Below are 19,831 nucleotides of genomic sequence, written 5' to 3'. Positions count from 1 at the left end.
TTTTTTTATGCTCTCTAAAAATGCTTTACCATATAATAGCCGAGTTAATTCAAATAATCAAGAATCATTGAGTTAATAGATTGCGATAATCTTTTTTGTAAAATAGATTTATTGCCGTTTCAGACCTATGTAGTCATTCATAACCTAACAGTAAAAGGGGGGATGATTCAAGGTATGGCGTTTCATGATGAATTAATTTGTCAACAGTTTGCAAGAATTATCGGTGGCCAAGAAGGATTCGCCGGTGGAAAATGCGTGGCAACAATAAATCGGGATGAAATACAAGCAACAATCTTAGGAAAACATTTTAGAGTAACAACTTCCTTCTCATTCGAATCACGAGATAATAAAACTGGACGAGCATTATGTCTAGGCCGGGTAGCGCTATTGCAAAGAGAGGTCAATGGATTTGTTGCTACAATTATTAAACAAGGAATAATCGTTTCATCTATACACAATGAGTGGTTATGTGATGATCCGAATTTGATTTACGTTAATATTGAAGACGTTGAGGATCCACTAACTTTCGCAAGGAAAGTTAGAAAAGCGTTATGCAATTAACAAGTTTCTTTCGTTAAATGTGTGATTTTGTTAATTAGAATATTTCGGATTGTTGAATGGTTTTATAAAGTGAAAGAAGACGTTCCATATTTGGAATGTCTTTTCTTGTTGTTTTTTCTAATGTGGGTTGTTACATTATTTTAATTGATTATATGCTACTTATTTTACAACAACAAGAACTGGATGAGGTATTAGAGGTGTGTCCTTCTTCATTTATTTTAGCTGGTATTGTACTTTTTATTATGTTTTGCCCAGATTCATTAAATATTTCAAAAAAGATTTGACTACTTTTCAAATAAATAAACGCTACAAAAAACCAGTTCTTTCGTAAAGGAACCGGTTTTTTGTAGCGTTTTGCTTAGCGTACGAAATTTGCGTTTTGTTGATGCAACCACACCTCTATCAAGTTATCACATACAAGGTAATAGATGTTTTTATAATTTGAAAGGAGAGGAAACGAACTTGGAGGGAGTACTAGAACCATACAATAAATACATTGAGGGGACATGTTTGAGCTATGGACCTATCCTCCCGTTCTAATTAACTAAAAGAAGAATTTTCCCATACCGATTAGACTACTAAGCATTCCGATTCCATTCATGGTGCCTTTTCCTACCGTCAATAAGTTTCCAAGCATTCCTGGTTGACCGTTACCTCCGTTATTTCCCCATCCCATGGGACTTATCTGTCCTCCCCATCCTGGAGAATTCCCCAAAATACCCCAGTTATTATTGGTATTAAAATGAAAAGGCTTGGCTGGCGGTGATAGTAAAGCGGCAATATGACCTTGTGCGAACATCCCTGTATGATTGAATGGTTGGGCCCAAGGGAAGGGAGGTTTTTGAAAATTAAAACCTGCATGGCCTGGTAATGGAGTCCAATTAGCAGGATGTCCTTGGGGCATCATCCCTGCATAATGGATTGGCTGACCCCAAGAGAAGGGAGGGGGCTCGTGATTGAAACCCGTATAATTGGCTGATGAATCCCAACCAAATGGATAGACTCGACAACTCCAATTCTCAGGAATCTTCAGACCATTCATTTCCTCAGCTTTAGTTATTTGGGGCTGTGAATATAATGATGACATTGAAATTTGGTTATTATATTGCTCACCGTTTCCCTCTGCATTCAAATACCAATATTGGTGCATAAGCTTATTCCCCTCACTTTAAAAATGTAATGTTAGACTTAGCCTATGTAATATTCCTTTTTATGGATGGTTACATAACTAGATTTACAAGCCCGTATTTAAAAGAATGGGTGTGTGGTCTTGTTGATTTATTCCGCTATTTGTGGGCAGTAAGACGCCGCCAACTCAAAATTCAGCGAAAGCAAAGAAGTTTGATGGGGGTTGGGCTGCCTGTAATAGTCCCACTAATTAAAGTTTCACTTTATTTTAGAAGGGTATTTTCAGTTGCTCCTTTTGTTTATTTTAGCCTAATGTAATTTCGGTTAACAAATGTATTTAAATATTCATTCAAAATCTTATTTAAATGTTTATAAAGGTTTAATCAATAAAAAAGATTTAAAAATGTTATGTTGAGTAATTAGAATTGCTAAAAAGAGAATATCCCTTCGAAGAGTTTGGCAAAATACTGCAAGGACAATGTATTCTTGTGCAGATATGCAAACGACTTAAACGAATTAATGGAATTTATAATGAAGGGGCAAATAAATATATGAGTGAAACATTACATAAAAGAAAACCACCATATTTAATGCTTGTAATCCTTTTTATTGGGGCATTTGTTTCATTTCTCAACAACTCGCTTTTAAATGTAGCCTTGCCATCAATAATGAAGGATTTAGACATTAAAGATTATTCAACGATCCAGTGGCTTTCTACAGGGTATATGCTTGTAAGTGGTATATTAATTCCGGCATCAGCATTTTTAATAACCCGCTTCTCCAATAGGAGCTTATTTATTACATCTATGGTGATTTTTATTCTTGGTACGGCCTTAGCGGCTTTAGCACCGAACTTTAGTTTATTACTTACTGGCCGGATGGTTCAAGCAGCAGGCTCTTCAGTCATGGGGCCTTTGTTAATGAATATTATGCTAGTAAGCTTTCCAAGAGAAAAAAGGGGAACAGCAATGGGGATTTTTGGATTAGTTATGATTACAGCTCCAGCAATTGGACCGACACTATCAGGTTATATTGTAGAGTATTATGACTGGCGTTTGCTTTTTGAAATGATTTTACCGTTAGCAATCATTAGCTTACTGTTAGGGATTTGGAAATCGGAGAATGTCATGAGACAAAACAAAAATGCAAAACTAGATTATCTTTCATTATTATTATCTTCTGTCGGTTTTGGCGGTTTGTTATATGGATTCAGTTCTGCAAGCTCCGACGGTTGGACGAATAAAGTTGTCTTAACGACCTTAATCATAGGCGCTATTTCCCTAATTACTTTCATTATCCGCCAATTAAAAATGAATGAACCGTTATTGGATTTACGTGTTTACAAGTACCCAATGTTTGCACTTGCATCTGTAATTGCAATTGTCAACGCAGTGGCCATGTTTTCGGGTATGATTTTAACACCAGCTTATGTACAAAACGTCCGCGGTATTTCGCCGCTGAGCTCTGGGCTGATGATGCTGCCAGGTGCGGTAATAATGGGGGTTATGTCACCAATTACAGGTAAACTATTTGATAAATATGGCCCTCGGATTCTTGGTATAGTAGGACTTTCCATTACAGCTGTTTCAACTTATATGCTGGCAAATCTGCAAATCGACTCTAGTCACACACATATTATTCTTATTTACACACTGCGGATGTTTGGGATGGCGATGGTGATGATGCCACTTATGACAAACGGCCTTAATCAATTGCCAACTCGCTTAAATCCGCACGGTACAGCTGTTAATAATACAGCCCAACAAGTGTCCGGTTCGATTGGTACTGCTATCCTTGTTACGATTATGAATTCTGTAACAAAAACAAAAGCTGAAAGTCTAATGGCTGATGTAGATCCAACAACCTTCACAGAAACTACGAAGGCAATATTAACTCAGAAGGCTTTATTATCCGGAATTCAATATTCGTTCTATGTAGCGCTTGGCATGAATATTGTTGCCCTACTATTAGTTTTTTTCGTTAAACGTGTAGATACAAGCGCGGAAGCTGTCGAGAGGTTAAATCGGTAGAGTAAAATAAAACTTTAGATCATGATTCCTATAAGTTTTTACTGTTTAGTTAGACTATGAAGAAATGCAAATTTCTGCTGCTAAGGCGCTGGTATTTAAATTTGGAAAAGAACCAGTGAAATAATTATATATAGTAAAAAGGATCTGATATTCATATCAGACCCTTTCAAATTGAAGACAAACACATTGTTCAATTAAATAATGTGTTTGTTTTTTTATCTATTTCTCTATCCTTCTCAACCTTGTTATTCGTTTTTTTTATTTTCACTCAATATTTTCTACATTTAAACACTTAGTTTCACAGTAATAGCCTTTGCCGCCAACATAAACTTTTTCTATTGCATTCTTGCTATTGGTTGCTAATTTAACTAATATTTCGGAAGGCGAGTGTAAAGAATAACCTTGTTCAAATACATAGACTTCTTTTTGCAAGTAGTGCTGTTCATAAAGGTAGCAAGCTAATGCACCGTTTGAAGTTCCAGTCGCTGCTTCTTCATTGATGTCGTATAGTGGAGCGAAATTTCTGCATATAATTCGATTGTCATTAAAAGTATATAGATGCATCCCGACAACATTATAATACTTGCTGATTTCTTTAATTTTTTCAAAATTAAGTTGCAGTGCATGTAATTGTGTTTCGCTTTTTATAGGAATTAAAATATCTTTTAAGCCCGTGGAGACAATCTGAATTGGATATGTATTGTCTATAGCTTTAATGTCAAAACAGTCGATGAACTCGTTTGGAGATACAACATCATAGAATATCGGTTTGTTTTGTTCCATGAATATCATGTCATCTTTTATGGTAATAGTAAGAACACCGCTGTTCGTTTCAATCGTATAGCGATTCCTGAAAAGTTTATTTAAATGCATCAGTATAGCGAAAGAACCAATTGTGGCATGACCACATAAATCAACTTCTTCTTTTGGTGTAAAATACTCAAATTTATAATCAGCAATTTCAGATTCTGATATAAATGCGGTTTCCGCATAGCCCAGTTGTTTGGCTATTGCCATTTTTTGAGTAGTGGTCAATGTATTCTCAATAAATACCACTCCTGCTTTATTTCCGCCTTTATGATCCTTGCTAAATGCACTTGCAACATAAACGGATATTTTCATAAGACACCTGCCTTCCTCACTCACTTATAGTAAATTGTAGCATAGAAAGCACTACGTATAAATGTTGTTGGATAAATTTGCTATAAAGCAAGAGACAAACTATTTTTTAGCATCTGAACTCTCCAAAAATAGTTTGTCTATAGTCTAAAAGGATCTGATATTCATATCAGATCCTTTTTACTAGTCAAACAATTACTTGCTTATCGTATTTGTTTGAATGGACATTAGAAACTATGGGCTTTCCAAATACTACAATCTTAAGCTCGTCAACTTCTTTGTTTTGGGTATTCGCTTTTCTTAGCTTGACGGATATGTAGTGCAACTGTAGCTGTAAAATAAAGTTTGATCAAAATATGTGGGGAGTTTTTAGGTTGAATTTGATTTATAAAAAAGATGAATCAAAATGAGCGTTTTATAAACAAATACAAGAGATGACATCCGTTTTGCAATTTCTCATAAACATTAATAATTTTAGATTATCTTTTAACACTAACATTATAATGCTCCAATTATAATAATTCGCTTCATTTTAATTTAGTATTTTCTCTGCAAGTTATAAATCTAATATCAACAAACAACTTAGATTACCAACCTTATAAGCAAAATCATAATCGTGAATAGTTAGGGAAAAGATAAAGTAAGGTAATCAATTACATATCTTTATCCCAGGCGATTCATTGCTATCTTCTTTTTATTGAATGGGATATTTTATTTCATGCTTTTTTGAAAGGGTGTTTTTAATGGATAAAAAAGTATCTGCTATTCCTCAACCGAAAACATATGGATTGCTGGGGAATCTCCCATTAATCGATAAAGATAAACCGACCCTATCCTTTATCAAGATAGCGGAAGAGTATGGTCCCATTTTTCGAATTCAAACTTTAAGTGATGCCATCATTGTCGTTTCTGGACATGAACTGGTAGCAGAAGTCTGTGACGAAACACGGTTCGATAAAAGTATAGATGGTGCTTTAGCAAAAGTTCGTGCCTTTGCTGGGGACGGATTATTTACAAGTGAGACTGACGAGCCTAACTGGAAAAAAGCTCATAATATTTTGATGCCTACATTCAGTCAACGGGCAATGAAAGATTACCATGGCATGATGGTTGATATTGCCGTACAACTCGTTCAAAAATGGGCACGACTTAATCCAAATGAAAATGTGGATGTTCCGGAGGATATGACCCGCCTTACATTGGATACAATTGGTCTATGTGGTTTTAATTACCGATTTAATAGCTTTTATCGTGAGACCTCTCATCCTTTTATTACTAGCATGAGTCGTGCTTTAGATGAGGCGATGCACCAATTACAGAGACTGGATATAGAAGACAAACTCATGTGGAGAACGAAACGTCAATTTCAGCATGATATTCAATCTATGTTTTCTTTAGTAGATAATATTATTGCTGAACGTAAAAGTAGTGGAAATCAGGAAGAAAATGATTTACTTTCCCGTATGTTAAATGTGCAGGATCCGGAAACTGGTGAAAAATTAGATGATGAAAATATTCGTTTCCAAATTATCACTTTTTTAATAGCTGGGCATGAAACAACAAGTGGATTATTATCTTTTGCAATCTATTTTTTATTAAAGAATCCAGATAAATTGAAAAAAGCCTATGAAGAAGTAGATCGGGTTTTAACAGATCCCACTCCAACATACCAACAAGTTATGAAACTAAAGTATATCCGGATGATTTTAAATGAATCGCTACGTCTATGGCCTACTGCTCCAGCATTCAGTCTCTATGCAAAAGAGGATACAGTGATTGGTGGGAAATATCCAATTAAGAAAGGAGAAGATCGTATTTCTGTTCTTATTCCACAGCTACATAGGGATAAAGACGCGTGGGGAGACAATGTGGAAGAATTCCAACCTGAACGATTTGAAGAGCTGGATAAGGTTCCTCATCATGCTTATAAGCCATTTGGAAATGGTCAACGAGCATGTATCGGTATGCAGTTTGCACTTCATGAAGCCACACTCGTAATGGGAATGCTTCTTCAACATTTTGAATTAATTGATTATCAAGACTATCAGCTGGACGTAAAACAAACATTAACGCTAAAGCCTGGTGATTTTAAAATTAGGATTCTACCCCGAAATCAAACTATTAGCCATACTACTGTTCTTGCGCCTATAGAGGAGAAACTGAAAAACGATGAAATCGAACAGCAAGTTCAGAAGACTCCTTCTATTATTGGAGCCGACAATCTTTCGCTTCTTGTTTTGTATGGCTCGGATACAGGGGTAGCAGAAGGTATTGCAAGAGAATTAGCAGATACGGCTAGTTTAGAAGGTGTTCAAACGGAAGTGGTAGCTCTTAACGATCGAATTGGAAGTCTGCCAAAAGAAGGAGGGGTTCTTATTGTAACTTCTTCTTATAATGGAAAACCACCAAGTAATGCAGGGCAGTTTGTGCAATGGTTGGAGGAATTAAAAGCGGATGAGCTAAAAGGTGTTCAATATGCAGTGTTTGGTTGCGGAGATCATAATTGGGCTAGTACTTATCAGCGAATTCCAAGATACATTGATGAGCAAATGGCTCAAAAAGGAGCAACAAGATTTTCTACACGTGGAGAAGCGGATGCAAGTGGTGATTTCGAGGAACAACTCGAGCAATGGAAACAAAGCATGTGGTCTGATGCGATGAAGGCATTTGGATTGGAACTTAACAAAAACATTGAGAAAGAACGTAGTACATTAAGTTTACAATTTGTTAGTCGTCTTGGAGGATCTCCTCTTGCGCGAACATATGAAGCAGTTTATGCATCTATACTAGAAAATCGTGAACTTCAATCATCTAGCAGTGAAAGAAGCACGCGACATATTGAGATATCCTTGCCAGAAGGCGCTACGTATCAAGAAGGTGACCACCTTGGGGTGCTGCCAATTAATAGTGAGAAAAATGTCAACCGAATTTTAAAACGCTTCGGATTAAACGGGAAAGATCAAGTCATACTGAGCGCAAGTGGACGCAGTGTAAATCACATACCTTTAGACAGTCCTGTTAGTTTATTTGACCTTCTTAGTTATAGTGTAGAAGTTCAAGAAGCAGCCACCCGAGCACAAATACGAGAAATGGTGACATTTACAGCATGCCCTCCTCATAAAAAGGAATTAGAATCATTATTGGAAGAGGGAGTTTATCATGAACAAATATTAAAGAAACGTATGTCAATGTTGAATCTTCTTGAAAAGTATGAGGCTTGTGAAATCCGATTTGAACGCTTTTTAGAACTTCTTCCTGCGCTCAAACCGCGTTACTATTCTATTTCAAGCTCTCCACTCGTTGCACAGAATCGTCTGAGCATTACGGTTGGTGTTGTTAATGCACCTGCATGGAGTGGGGTAGGGACATATGAAGGAGTCGCTTCTAATTATTTAGCTCAGCGTCATAATAAAGATGAGATTATTTGTTTCATTCGAACGCCACAATCAAACTTTCAATTACCTGAAAATCCAGAAACACCAATTATCATGGTTGGACCAGGTACTGGAATTGCACCATTCCGTGGATTCATACAAGCACGTCGTGTTCAAAAGCAAAAAGGTATTAACTTAGGAGAAGCACATCTATATTTTGGTTGTCGTCATCCTGAACAGGATTATCTCTATCGTACAGAACTAGAAAATGATGAAAGAGATGGATTAATCTCTTTACACGCAGCTTTTTCTCGCCTAGAAGGAAATCCTAAAACATATGTACAGCATTTAATAAAACAAGATAGAATCAATTTAATTTCGTTATTAGATAATGGAGCTCATCTTTATATATGTGGTGATGGAAGTAAAATGGCTCCTGATGTAGAAGACACCCTTTGTCAAGCATATCAAGAAATTCATGAAGTCAGTGAACAAGAAGCAAGGAATTGGTTGGATCGTGTGCAAGATGAAGGGCGATATGGAAAAGATGTTTGGGCTGGTATATGAATTTTTCTTAATTAGATAAGTAATATGTAACTAATGAACTTCTTTCGAATCAGTGTTAATTTTAAAAATAAACTTATTTATAAAAATCCCGTATTTTTATTGAATACGGGATTTTCTTATTTTTAATAAGCTGGACTGATACTGTAGAAAAAGAAAAAATATCATATGAAATCAAAGCTATATAATCTTAGCTTAATGGGCAAGGTGTTAACCAATTTCTTGACGCAATTTGAAATTTAAAATAAACCTTTGCACACTGGCTGAACAGTTTTTAGGACAGTGTCAAATCGCTGGGGGAATTTATCAAATTAAGTATACCTTCTATAACGTATGGGATGAACTCAGAGTCAGATTTGAATCACGGTGGACGTTACTAAATTACTCGCGTACCTTAACGTGTATTTTGAGTGTGTCGGCACTATTAGTAGCGTTGCACATTCATTATATGTTTTGATTCTACTGCCTCTTTTAGTGTGTAGGGGTATCGCCACATACCCATCAAGCTAAGATTTTAAAGTACCTCCAGAACGAGATTTTGTGTTTACTTGTAACAAAAAAGCTCATTTTATGTCTAGGATGGGTAGCGCTCTTACAAAAAGAAGTCAGAAGAACGTTATGCAATTAACCAATTTTTTTAGTTAAATGAGTGATTGTATTGATTAGAATATTTCAGATTGTTGAATGGTATACTTGGAAAATGGATTTAAGTAGATGGTTTTGTAAAATCTCATATATAGCTAAAAAGAGTAACTCCATTTTGATCGCTTTTTTTCAAAATGGAGTTTTGTATTTACTTTTAAATAAGGACTGAAGAGAGCTTTTTAATCAATCTTTATTCTAAATCGAAAACCGAGCATACATTATGCTCGGTTTTCAATTGGTAGTTTAAATGTAAAAGTACTGCCTTCTCCTAATTCACTTTCAACGGTAATTTCTCCTCCGTGTAGTTCGACAATCCATTTTACCATCGACAATCCTAAACCTGTGTTTCCAATGTTTGAAGATGTTCGTGCTGCGTCAACTCGATAGAAGCGGTCCCATATTTTCGCAATATGTTGCTCGCTGATGCCTATGCCATTATCGGAGACTTTACCTATTATGTTGGTTTCATCACGGAACAGTTGCATATTCACAATGCCGTTCGCTTTGCTATAAGCAATTGCATTCGTTAGTAAATTCATTAATAAACGCATCATCAATGTTTGATCTGCTTTAATGAACAGGTCTTCCTCTATATTAGTTGTTATATCAATCGAAGCTTCCTGAACCATTAATGAAAGCTCTTCTACAACGATTTCCGTTAATTCACTCATATTGATACATTCAAATTGAAAAGTACTATGCTCTCCTTGGTCAACTCTTGCTAATAATAAGAGTTGTGAGATTAACGCGGACATTTTACGTGATTGCTTTAAAATTACTTCTAACGATTCTTCCATTTCTTTCGGAGTATTCCTCTGCGATAAAGCGTATTCGCATTGCGAAATAATAACAGATGTTGGTGTTCTTAATTCATGAGATGCGTCAGATGTAAATTGTTTTTCACTTTCGAATGATGTCTCCAATCGTTCAAACATTTTGTCAAAGGTTTGTGCTAAATGATACATTTCGTCTTTTGGTGAACCTTGTAAATTAATTCTCTTCGACAGATCTTTACCATCACCAATTTCACTGGCTGAATCACTCATTTGTTGCACAGGTCGAAACGCTCTTTGCGTAATAAAATATCCTCCCGCTGCTGCAATGAGAATAAGCAATGGAAATGAGATGAGTGTTACCACAATAAGCGTATTCATGGTCGATGATAATTGATTCATGGTCATTATGCCACGAACCCAGACTTGCTCATCGCCGCCTACATTATGGAGAAAATCATATACTATCCATTCCTTATTACCGTCTTTAATGGTTTGTATTTCATCGGATTTAAGCGATACCTTTTTATTAAAGGTTGTTGGATTATGTCCTGCCAGCAGCTCACCTTGTTTACTATAAATGATGATATTTACTCCATCTTCTAAGGCTTCAAATTCATCGTCAATCTTTAACTGTCCATGCTTATATTCGATATCTTCAATGCTTTCTTTTACTGTGCTCTTCAATTGATTTTTCATATTAAAAAGCAAAACTTTATCTGAAGAAGTTAAAATAAAAGCTAACACGAGTGCCATAATAATTACAACTAGCCCCGTATACCATAGGGTCACTCTCATTTTTATTGATAGTCTTTTCATGATTCTACTCGCAATACGTAACCAGTTCCTCGTACTGTATGAATTAACTTCGTTTCAAACTGGCTATCAATTTTTTTACGAAGGTATCGGACGTAAACATCAATAATATTCGAGCCACCTTCATAGTCGTAATTCCAAACATGTTGCTCAATTTTATCTCGTGTCAACACAACTTCTTTATTACGAATCATATATTCTAAAATAGCAAATTCTTTACTGGAAAGAGTGATAACTCGGTTTCCTCTTGTTACTTTATGCATATTACAATCTACCACTAGGTCAGCGATTTCAAACACATTAGATGTATTTCCTGTTTTTCTTCGCATCAACACTCGAATTCTTGCTAACAGTTCGTCAAAAGCAAACGGCTTTACTAAATAATCGTCCGCGCCTAAGTCGAGTCCTTTTACGCGATCATCAATTGTATCTTTAGCTGTAAGAAGCAAGACAGGAGTTGTATTATTGTCCGCGCGTAATCTTTGTAATACTTGTAAACCATCTATTCCGGGAATCATAATGTCAAGCACAATCAAATCATAGGTAGCCATGCTTATATAATCTAAGGCATCTTCGCCATTCCCACATCCATCGACACTATAATATTCTGCATTTAATCTTTTTACTAATATATTTTGTAAGTCTTCTTCATCTTCGACAATAAGAACTCGCATTAACATTCTCCTTTTCTTCTTATTTATATGTATCACTATAATTCCAGAACATTAAAGAAAGATTAGAAACTATTTAATTATATCATTTTATTTTTTTGCACATTAATCTTCCTTTAATGTTTGTTCAGTAATATAAAGACATGGATAAGGTGCACATGTAAAGGGAGGAGAACATAATGGGGAAATGGATGATGATTGGAGCAATGTCTTGTTTATTCTTAACAGCTTGTTCGACTCAAGCTGATAACGATACAGAAGTACAACAACTGAAAGTAGAAAACGATAAATCACAAAAAGAAGGTGCTCAACTACAACAAGAACCAGACAAAACAGGGCCTGCTATGAATGATACTAAGCAAACACAAGATTTCAAAAACGAAGTCACATCTATTGTAGAAAAGGCAAATAATACGAAACCAGTTGGAACAAAAGAAGATAACTTAAATACGTACTTAGCAACAAAAAAAGAAATTGACCAATTAGATGACAAGATAGATCTATCTGATGATCAGCTAGAAGCAGATTTTCACGCTGGAACGATAACTGTTGAACAATATCAAATACAAGAAAGAGAACAAGATATACTTGAAGATCAATTAGAGCAAGCAGAAAATGCACTTGAAGCAAGATTTGGAATAGATGATTAATCATTAAGGAGTGGATAAAAATGTTAAAACATAAAAAGAAAATAATTATAAGTGTAATTGCTATTTTAGTAAGTGGTATTGCTATTGTTGGTGGATATTATGGTATGGGTTACAATTATGCCAAAAAGAATGAAAACTACACAGAGAAACAAGTTCGTGAAATTTCTTTAGCTCATACAAATGGAGAAATTATTAATGTGAAAAAAGAATTCGAATTAGAAGATGACAACTTAGCACAATCAAAATTTGAATATGAAGTGGAAATCAAGACACCTGATAATCTGTTAAATATTTTAAAGGTTAGTGCTAGAACAGGTACAATAGAAATCAATAAAGAAGATTAAAAAATTATCGACAAATAAAATATTACGTATTTGAAAAAATCGAATAAGCTGTCCATATGGACAGCTTATTTACATAATTCTCATTATCAGTAGTCAATGATGCATAAAGTTTTCGTTCTGGGAGTAATTAAAAATCTTAGGTTGATGGCGCTACCCCATGGCCATCAACCTAAAGAATCATAATCTCCCCATAACTAAAATTCTATTGACTATTGATAATGATATGTTAACTTCACATGAATATGGTATACAATAAATTAGAGATGAAAATTATGAATCGAGAACAAGCCATTCAAATACTTAAAAAATACTCTCCTATGCCTGATGACGAGGATTTAACTGAAGAAATGATAGATGAATACGCAAGTGCAATTACATATTTTGAAGAGAATCCACATCCAAGTTGTATAGAGCCTATTATGATGACCTTTAGTTTAGATGGTTGTTATGGTGTATATGACCATGCAACAGGTGTATTATGTGAGTTTAATAATGATGAGATAGTTCCACACCTAATTAGAACTATACAAGATAAACATGAAGGTAGAAGGTACTGGGGAACAGAATTAGCTAAATTCTTTCCGGATGTAAGATTAGTTAGCTCTTTATTGACTTGTATTGAAGATCCAAACGATGAAATTCGAGAATATGTAGCTTACGCATTAAGTAAGATTGGTGATAAGTCAGTTTTGCCTGTATTACATAATAGATTACTAAAGGAACACAATGAAGATGTCTGTGAAGAATTAAAACAAGCCATCTCAAAACTAGAAAGGTTTAAATAAAGGTAATAGAAATAAATATTAAACGGCTATATGGAGAGGCCATTACATCGCTATAAAGCTAAGGTTTTGCACTATTCACAAAGTAAAAAAGACGCTATCCTTTCTGTAAAATCATAGGAAAGGATGGCGTTTCTTTATGAATATTTCGATTCAAAGTGAACTTCAACTGATTGCTGAAGAATTACAACGACATATGTCTCCTCACGTTATAGAACACCTAGAGTGTCATTTATATGGGCAACTCATAAGTATTTTACTCTGTTCATCGACGATGTTCAAAATGCGTCAGTTACTCTTGGATAAGAAAAAGAAAGAGCCAAGTGAATGCAAATCCATCTATATGATAAAGAATTATTATCTATTGTTTTATGAAGGGTTACAAAAAGACATCCATGAATTATCAAAAGTTTTACTGTGTTTGTTTTATCTTTTAGAAAAAAACGGGAGAAAATCATCCCTACATAAGCATCTGTTATTTCATAAGTTTGTCCTGGCTGCATGGAATTCATCAACTTCTCCATATCTAACTGAATGTATTGTGTACCTTTCTTTATTCTTCCATCTTGAAAGTAGCCTGGATTGAGATTTTTCTGATAAATATGTGTATTGGATTTAATACGAGAGATATAATAGGCTTTCTTATCATGTATATGTTGAAGATTTTTGAGATGAAAATAACCTAAATCTCGGATACACAGGTTATTTGCTTTCACTGTCGGAACGCACGAAGAACCGTAGGTTCGATCATGTTGTTTACCTGGTCCTGTATGAGAAGGAACTGTCCACTTAAAAGGTCATATTCAAGTTGGATTTTCACGCCAGCCTTATGAATGTACCAATAGATGTTAGTGCAGCAAAATAAATTGTGTTATGATATGAGCAAATATAAAGCTATCTAACGGAGGGATTCACATGCCGCATGTTGTGTTTCGTGGAATTACTACTGAACAATTAAAAAGCATAAGCAAGCCATTAGTAGAAGAGCTCGCAGATATCTGTGAGTGTGGTACGGATAATTTCACCTTGGAACTACCAAGTTCTACGTTTGTATTCAATGGAGAAGAAATAGAAGCGTTTCCTCTTATTGAAGTGAAATGGTTCGAGCGTGGACAGGAAATTCGTGATCGATTTGCCAAGGCCATTACTACATATGTAATGGATTTTGGACTTCCAGAAGTAGAGGTTGTATTTACGGTTTTCACAGAATCAGCGTATTATATTAACGGGAAGCATTGTGCAAGTTAGAGCTATTTGAAAGATTTTTATAACATTTATAAGGGGTAGAACTACATTGCTATCAAGCTAAGTAAAGCAAATATCCAAAAACAAAAAAATGAACTCAATTCTCATAGACAACTAACTTTGAAGAGATAAAATTTTTGTTTTTGGGGACATCAAAATATTAGCTTAATGGATATGTGGCGCTACCCCATTAAGAAAAGAAATAGGAGAGAATATCCTATTTCTTTTTATTTCTATAATAAAATATAACTACTAAATCCAAAGTAATGATAATAATTAGAAGTAATACTTCTATAAGCGCATCAGTTTTTCCATGTTGTAAAGACTGTATAAAGAAATCCCATTCTGTTTCATAGGGAGGCTCTGCCCAATTTCGTTGCATTCCTAAAACTATTCCATTTATGAAAAAGATAATACTTAATAGGATTCTTCCAACAAACACGGCAGCCACTTTTATATTCCAGCGCTTTATCTTAATTACATACAGGATTGGAAATAGAATAAGTATCCAAAAAACAATAATATAGATTGTATTTATCATTCTTTACTCCTAATAAAATGATTGTTTTTTAATCTGGGTGATTCTTCGGGTTGAAGATATGTTTCATTGTTACTAGTTAAAAACAAGGGCCGGAATTCCGGCTCCTTTTCTATCCTAAGGTCTTACTTTATCCCGCATTAACGGGCAGTAAGACCCCACCTCAAAATCCAGAGGAAGCACAGAAGTTAGGTGGGGATCAACTGCCCGTAAAAGCCCGATTGGTTCAACTAATAATCAGTGGGGGATGAACAAAACCCCACTGATTAAAGTTTCACTTTATCTCTCCGTTTCAAAAAACTCAATCCACTCTCCGTCAGGGCCAGCGAAGAATATGTAACGTGTTCCATCTGGTAATGTTTCAATTTCTTCTCCTAGTAGAAAGGTTACTTTTTGTTTCTTTAGTCTTTCGATTTCATCCTCTAATGAATCCACTTTAAAGCAAATGTGATGTACTTTTCCTTCTGCCGGAAGAGAAGAGTTATAACCTTCAATGAGTTCGAGTATCGTTTCCTTCGATTCTTCTACACCTAAAAAAGCGAGTTTTAAGTCTGGATTCGGGTGCCCCATACGTTTAATGAGCTGTAAGCCAACTACTTCTTCATAAAATGAAATAGATGTTTCTAAGTTTGCAACCATAAGTCCAACGTGTTCTATTCTTCTAACTGGCATGTAGATTCCTTCTTTCTGAAAATTATATACAATATGTTATTGAAAATTAAGAAAATAAGCAAGATAAAAACCTTACAAATTTTAGCGTGTTATATGGTATAGTGAGAAAGTATGTTTGGGGAGAAGGAAGGAGATTATACGATGAATACACCTACTCAAACTCCTTCATTATCGGCAACGATGAAAGAGTGGCATTATGCATTAGCGTATGAAATTAAACATTGGAAAACGATAGGTGGTAGTAAAATCTCTATCATGAACGGTCGTTTTTTATATACAGATTATGAAAGTACAGTATACGTATTTCAGCTTATATCGGAAGTAAGTTTACCTGAAGGTTCACCAATTCGAATTGAGTTCGATGGTGAGGAAGCGACGGGAGAAGTATTATCCGTACATGGATTAGAAATCGAATTGAAGTTAAATGATTATATACAAGGCGAAATACGAGAAGCCGTTTTATACAGTGAACCGTGGCAATTGTTAGAGCAACTGCAAGAGCGATTGAAAGAGGCACATAAAGATAAGCTGAAACGTAATCGTATAAAGCGTCTTGTTGATGGGACGAGTAGTCCAAAGCATATTGAGAAGATGAAAAATCCGAAAAATGAATTGGCGTATCGTTCATTTTACAATCCGACAACGTACGTGTGGGGACCACCAGGAACAGGGAAGTCTTACAATTTATCACGTATTATTTCGGCGCATTATCAAAAAGGAAAATCGGTACTTGTGTTAGCTCATAGTAATGCAGCAGTAGATGTATTAATGAGCGAAGTAACGAAGCAAATTGAAAAGAAAAAGAAATGGACACCTGGTGAAATCGTTCGTTACGGTTATAGTCAACATGAGCATATACGAAATCATGAAACGTTACTTACGTCGAAGTTAGTTGAAACGACGAATGGATCATGGGGTGAGGAAAGACTCTATTTAGAGGAAACACGCCAAGATCTTCGTGAAAAGATTTTATCATATAAAGCGACTTCTGCTGATAAGAAGCGTATACAAGAGATTGAAAGTGATCTTCGAAAGCAAAAAGCGAAAATTAAAGAAGTAGAAAAAGAATACATTGAAAATGCGAAAGTAATCGGCGCAACTTTATCGAAATGTGCCATTGATTCACTTATTTATGAGCGTACATTTGATTTAGTTGTAGTAGATGAAGTAAGTATGGCTTATGTTCCGCAAATCGCATTAGCTGCTTCGCTTGGGAAACGTATTGTCGTTTGTGGTGATTTTTTACAGTTACCTCCAATTGCGATGGCAAACCATGAACTCGTTCGAAAATGGCTCGGCGAAGATATGTTTTATCACGCAGGGATTGTTGAGTCTGTAAATAAATCAGAAGCACATCCCAACCTTTTTATGCTGCAGGAACAAAGACGTATGCATGCGGATATATCGAAGTTTACGAATTCATTTATTTATAAAAACAGAGTATACGATCATCCATCTGTTTCAGAGCGTAAAGAACTTGCGCAATTGCAGCCGTTCGCAAATGAGGCGAGTGTTTTATTTGATACGAGCTTAATGGGAGCATTTTCGTTAAAAGACGCGGCTTCCGGTTCTCGTTTTAATATTATGTCTGGTTTAGTAGCGATGCAAATGATGTTAATCGGACTGTTAGATGGTGTTCAATCGATTGGTGTTGTTACACCTTACAGAGCACAGTCTCGCTTTTTATCAACGTGTATTAGAGAAATGCTGCAGAAAACGAAATATCAACACATACCAGTTTTAGCAGCAACAGTTCATAAGTTTCAAGGGTCTGAAAGAGATATGATGATCTTTGATACGGTTGATAGTTATCCGCAAGAACGTCCTGGTGTGTTATTCTTTGATCATAAAAACCATCGTCTCGTCAATGTAGCGGTTACGAGAGCGAGAGGGAAGTTCATTCAATTATCAGATTGCCACTACATGCGTAAGAATCTTTCGAGGAAACAAGCGTTATCACAATTAACAGCTCATATAGAACGTCACGGAGATGTGTATGATCGCACGACATCAAGACAATTGTGGGAGCGAAAAATCTCGAAACGTTTACGCTGGTTTATGGAAATGAATCTTGAAGAGCCGAAAGGGCTATTAAAAGATATATTAGCGGCAAAACGAAAAATTATCATTTCCCTTCCAAGTACAAGGCAAGTTGATAAACGAGTATGGCAAGCGTTAATGCGTACAAATGCACAAGTAACGGTATATAGTGACGGACCAGTTCCATTAAAGAATGTAAAGTTACAAAGGCAAAACAAAGCGTTCCCATTTATAGTAATCGATGATGAAATCTTTTGGGCAGGGGCACCTCTCACATCTCAAATGATGTTTGAAGGTAGTACGGAATTTCCGTACATATGTGCAAGACTGCAAGCACCGGAAACAATTGGTGTATTAAAAGGATTTTTAGATATTCGGTAAATTCGGATAGGAATTCCTTGACTTTTATTCGGAATGAATTTAGAATGAAAATAATTTAATATAATTTTATGAAAATTCTTATCACGAGAGGTTGAGGGACTGGCCCTATGACACCTCGGCAGCGGATTCTTTATGAATACTGTGCCAATTCCAGCAAGGTAACTTGAAAGATAAGAAAGAAGCTCATTTTGACTGTATATACAGAAGCCTCTTTCTATCTTTTAGAAAGAGGCTTTTTTACGTGAAAATAAAAGGAGGAAGAAAAATGGGAGCGACTGGAGTAACGTCACAAAGAAAAACAATTGAAGAGAGTATAGAAAGAAGTAAGGAAAAGTACATAGAAACAAGTCATAATATTCATGCGAATCCGGAGATTGGTAACCAAGAATTTTACGCATCAAGAACGTTAAGTTTGCTGCTAGGAAGTGCAGGATTCCAATTACAGCACAATATAGCTGGACATGAAACAGGTTTTATCGCGCGAAAAAGTTCAGGAAAACAAGGGCCGGTCATCGCATTTTTAGCGGAGTATGATGCTTTACCAGGACTTGGTCATGCATGTGGTCACAATTTAATTGGAACAATTAGCGTTGCAGCAGCAATCGCGTTATCAGAAACGCTTGAGGAAATCGGCGGAGAAGTTGTCGTGTTCGGAACACCGGCAGAAGAGGGTGGGCCAAATGGTAGCGCCAAAGCAAGTTATGTAAAGGCTGGTTTATTTAAAAATATTGATGCGGCGCTTATGATTCATCCGAGCGGAAAAACAGCTCCAACGAGCCCATCACTAGCGGTCGATCCACTTGATTTTCATTTTTACGGAAAAACAGCTCATGCAGCAGCTTCACCAGAAGAAGGAATTAACGCATTAGATGCGATTATCCAGCTGTATAACAGTATTAATGCACTTCGCCAACAACTTCCGTCAGATGTGAAAATTCACGGAATCATTACAGAAGGCGGCAAAGCACCTAATATTATTCCAGACTACGCATCAGCAAGGTTCTTCATCCGCGCAGCAACGCGAAAAAGATGTGCGGAAGTAACAGAAAAAGTAAGAAACATCGCAGAGGGAGCAGCGTTAGCAACAGGCACAAAAGTAAAAATTCATCAATTCCAAAATGAAATTGATGAATTGCTCGTGACAAAAACATTTAATGACGTCGTAGCCGAAGAACTAGAACTATTAGGTGAAGATGTAAACCGTAAAGAAAGAGTAGGAATCGGCTCAACGGATGCAGGAAACGTAAGTCAAGTCGTACCGACAATTCATCCGTACATTAAAATCGGACCAGATAACTTAATTGCACATACGAATGAATTTAGAGAAGCAGCACGTTCAGAACTTGGAGATAAAGCGTTAATTACATCGGCAAAAGCACTAGCAAATACAGCGTATCGATTAATTACGGAAGAAGGGTTGTTAGAGAAGGTGAAGGAGGAGTTTAGAGAGGAACAGCGGAATCAGGGATAGGTGGTTAAAGGGAGTGGGTTTTTCATT

Annotated in this window: 15 protein-coding genes, 2 pseudogenes and 1 riboswitch; of the genes and pseudogenes, 10 read left to right on the top strand and 7 right to left on the bottom strand. The window is 35.9% G+C overall.

Going from position 1 to position 19,831, the window contains the following annotated elements; genetic code table 11:
* Positions 1-162: 162 nt before the first annotated feature.
* A complete protein-coding gene (locus BAU23_RS24945) occupies positions 163-561 on the top strand; it encodes a DUF1259 domain-containing protein (RefSeq protein WP_000614146.1) in 399 nt (132 codons plus the stop codon).
* Between the two features lie 544 nt (positions 562-1,105).
* Here the strand turns inward: BAU23_RS24945 and BAU23_RS24935 are convergent.
* Positions 1,106-1,711, bottom strand: coding sequence for a hypothetical protein (locus tag BAU23_RS24935; protein ID WP_000554422.1), 606 nt, complete (start codon positions 1,709-1,711; stop codon positions 1,106-1,108).
* 529 nt (positions 1,712-2,240) lie between these two features.
* Here BAU23_RS24935 and BAU23_RS24930 point away from each other — a divergent pair.
* A complete protein-coding gene (locus BAU23_RS24930) occupies positions 2,241-3,719 on the top strand; it encodes a DHA2 family efflux MFS transporter permease subunit (protein ID WP_071735345.1) in 1,479 nt (492 codons plus the stop codon).
* Positions 3,720-3,983: 264 nt separating this feature from the next.
* Here BAU23_RS24930 and BAU23_RS24925 read toward each other — a convergent pair whose 3' ends face one another.
* Positions 3,984-4,841 (bottom strand): PhzF family phenazine biosynthesis protein, encoded by an 858-nt coding sequence (locus tag BAU23_RS24925; protein ID WP_071735343.1) that lies wholly within the window; start codon positions 4,839-4,841, stop codon positions 3,984-3,986.
* 740 nt (positions 4,842-5,581) lie between these two features.
* Between BAU23_RS24925 and cypD the strand changes: the two genes are divergently transcribed.
* Positions 5,582-8,779 carry a bifunctional P-450/NADPH--P450 reductase gene (gene cypD, locus BAU23_RS24920; protein ID WP_071735341.1) on the top strand — a complete coding sequence of 1,066 codons (3,198 nt, stop codon included), beginning with the start codon at positions 5,582-5,584 and terminating at the stop codon, positions 8,777-8,779.
* Positions 8,780-9,639: 860 nt separating this feature from the next.
* Here cypD and BAU23_RS24910 read toward each other — a convergent pair.
* Entirely contained in the window at positions 9,640-11,013 is a 1,374-nt protein-coding gene (locus BAU23_RS24910; RefSeq protein ID WP_016129878.1) for a sensor histidine kinase, read from the bottom strand.
* The gene (locus tag BAU23_RS24905; protein WP_071735337.1) at positions 11,010-11,684 is read right to left on the bottom strand and encodes a response regulator transcription factor; all 675 of its coding nucleotides are present in this window, start codon (positions 11,682-11,684) and stop codon (positions 11,010-11,012) included. The genes BAU23_RS24910 and BAU23_RS24905 overlap by 4 nt, the downstream gene beginning before the upstream one ends.
* Before the next feature lie 176 nt (positions 11,685-11,860).
* On the opposite strand from BAU23_RS24905, the gene BAU23_RS24900 reads away from it, so the two are divergent.
* The 4 genes and pseudogenes from BAU23_RS24900 to BAU23_RS24885 all read left to right on the top strand — a co-directional run.
* Positions 11,861-12,331, top strand: coding sequence for a hypothetical protein (locus BAU23_RS24900; protein WP_071735336.1), 471 nt, complete (start codon positions 11,861-11,863; stop codon positions 12,329-12,331).
* 20 nt (positions 12,332-12,351) lie between these two features.
* Positions 12,352-12,675, top strand: a complete 324-nt coding sequence (locus BAU23_RS24895) for a PepSY domain-containing protein (protein WP_000912130.1) — start codon at positions 12,352-12,354, stop codon at positions 12,673-12,675.
* A 272-nt stretch (positions 12,676-12,947) separates the two neighbouring features.
* Positions 12,948-13,460 carry a HEAT repeat domain-containing protein gene (locus BAU23_RS24890; protein ID WP_244159732.1) on the top strand — a complete coding sequence of 171 codons (513 nt, stop codon included), beginning with the start codon at positions 12,948-12,950 and terminating at the stop codon, positions 13,458-13,460.
* A 211-nt stretch (positions 13,461-13,671) separates the two neighbouring features.
* Positions 13,672-13,914 (top strand): annotated as a pseudogene (locus BAU23_RS24885) (IS4 family transposase); the annotation flags it as partial.
* Here the strand turns inward: BAU23_RS24885 and BAU23_RS24880 are convergent.
* Positions 13,913-14,289: pseudogene (locus BAU23_RS24880) on the bottom strand (transposase); the annotation flags it as partial. The pseudogenes BAU23_RS24885 and BAU23_RS24880 sit on opposite strands and share 2 nt — an antisense overlap.
* An 83-nt stretch (positions 14,290-14,372) precedes the next feature.
* Between BAU23_RS24880 and BAU23_RS24875 the strand changes: the two are divergent.
* A complete protein-coding gene (locus BAU23_RS24875; protein WP_001120970.1) occupies positions 14,373-14,705 on the top strand; it encodes a DUF1904 family protein in 333 nt (110 codons plus the stop codon).
* A gap of 214 nt (positions 14,706-14,919) precedes the next feature.
* Here the strand turns inward: BAU23_RS24875 and BAU23_RS24870 are convergent, their stop codons facing one another.
* Positions 14,920-15,243 (bottom strand): hypothetical protein, encoded by a 324-nt coding sequence (locus tag BAU23_RS24870; RefSeq protein WP_071735332.1) that lies wholly within the window; start codon positions 15,241-15,243, stop codon positions 14,920-14,922.
* Between the two features lie 276 nt (positions 15,244-15,519).
* Positions 15,520-15,912: a VOC family protein gene (locus BAU23_RS24860; RefSeq protein ID WP_001145281.1), complete on the bottom strand. Its 393-nt coding sequence runs from the start codon at positions 15,910-15,912 to the stop codon at positions 15,520-15,522.
* 111 nt (positions 15,913-16,023) lie between these two features.
* Between BAU23_RS24860 and BAU23_RS24855 the strand changes: the two genes are divergently transcribed.
* On the top strand, positions 16,024-18,333 hold the full coding sequence (locus tag BAU23_RS24855; protein WP_002076530.1) for an AAA domain-containing protein: 2,310 nt from the start codon (positions 16,024-16,026) through the stop codon (positions 18,331-18,333).
* 75 nt (positions 18,334-18,408) lie between these two features.
* Positions 18,409-18,510: riboswitch (SAM riboswitch) on the top strand.
* A gap of 88 nt (positions 18,511-18,598) precedes the next feature.
* Positions 18,599-19,804 carry a M20 family metallopeptidase gene (locus tag BAU23_RS24850; RefSeq protein WP_000501384.1) on the top strand — a complete coding sequence of 402 codons (1,206 nt, stop codon included), beginning with the start codon at positions 18,599-18,601 and terminating at the stop codon, positions 19,802-19,804.
* Positions 19,805-19,831 lie beyond the last annotated feature (27 nt).

It is taken from the genome of Bacillus nitratireducens, from assembly GCF_001884135.1.
GTDB classification, from domain to species: Bacteria; Bacillota; Bacilli; order Bacillales; family Bacillaceae_G; genus Bacillus_A; species Bacillus_A nitratireducens.
The sequence above is the reverse complement of the archived record's forward strand: the minus strand, read 5'-3'. Positions and strand labels throughout refer to the sequence as shown.

Excerpts from the sequence above, each read along its gene's own strand:
- BAU23_RS24945 (WP_000614146.1), top strand. The coding sequence starts at position 163 with ATGATTCAAGGTATGGCGTTTCATGATGAATTAATTTGTCAACAGTTT.
- BAU23_RS24935 (WP_000554422.1), bottom strand. The coding sequence starts at position 1,711 with ATGCACCAATATTGGTATTTGAATGCAGAGGGAAACGGTGAGCAATAT.
- BAU23_RS24930 (WP_071735345.1), top strand. The coding sequence starts at position 2,241 with ATGAGTGAAACATTACATAAAAGAAAACCACCATATTTAATGCTTGTA.
- BAU23_RS24925 (WP_071735343.1), bottom strand. The coding sequence starts at position 4,841 with ATGAAAATATCCGTTTATGTTGCAAGTGCATTTAGCAAGGATCATAAA.
- cypD (WP_071735341.1), top strand. The coding sequence starts at position 5,582 with ATGGATAAAAAAGTATCTGCTATTCCTCAACCGAAAACATATGGATTG.
- BAU23_RS24910 (WP_016129878.1), bottom strand. The coding sequence starts at position 11,013 with ATGAAAAGACTATCAATAAAAATGAGAGTGACCCTATGGTATACGGGG.
- BAU23_RS24905 (WP_071735337.1), bottom strand. The coding sequence starts at position 11,684 with ATGCGAGTTCTTATTGTCGAAGATGAAGAAGACTTACAAAATATATTA.
- BAU23_RS24900 (WP_071735336.1), top strand. The coding sequence starts at position 11,861 with ATGGGGAAATGGATGATGATTGGAGCAATGTCTTGTTTATTCTTAACA.
- BAU23_RS24895 (WP_000912130.1), top strand. The coding sequence starts at position 12,352 with ATGTTAAAACATAAAAAGAAAATAATTATAAGTGTAATTGCTATTTTA.
- BAU23_RS24890 (WP_244159732.1), top strand. The coding sequence starts at position 12,948 with ATGAATCGAGAACAAGCCATTCAAATACTTAAAAAATACTCTCCTATG.
- BAU23_RS24875 (WP_001120970.1), top strand. The coding sequence starts at position 14,373 with ATGCCGCATGTTGTGTTTCGTGGAATTACTACTGAACAATTAAAAAGC.
- BAU23_RS24870 (WP_071735332.1), bottom strand. The coding sequence starts at position 15,243 with ATGATAAATACAATCTATATTATTGTTTTTTGGATACTTATTCTATTT.
- BAU23_RS24860 (WP_001145281.1), bottom strand. The coding sequence starts at position 15,912 with ATGCCAGTTAGAAGAATAGAACACGTTGGACTTATGGTTGCAAACTTA.
- BAU23_RS24855 (WP_002076530.1), top strand. The coding sequence starts at position 16,024 with ATGTTTGGGGAGAAGGAAGGAGATTATACGATGAATACACCTACTCAA.
- BAU23_RS24850 (WP_000501384.1), top strand. The coding sequence starts at position 18,599 with ATGGGAGCGACTGGAGTAACGTCACAAAGAAAAACAATTGAAGAGAGT.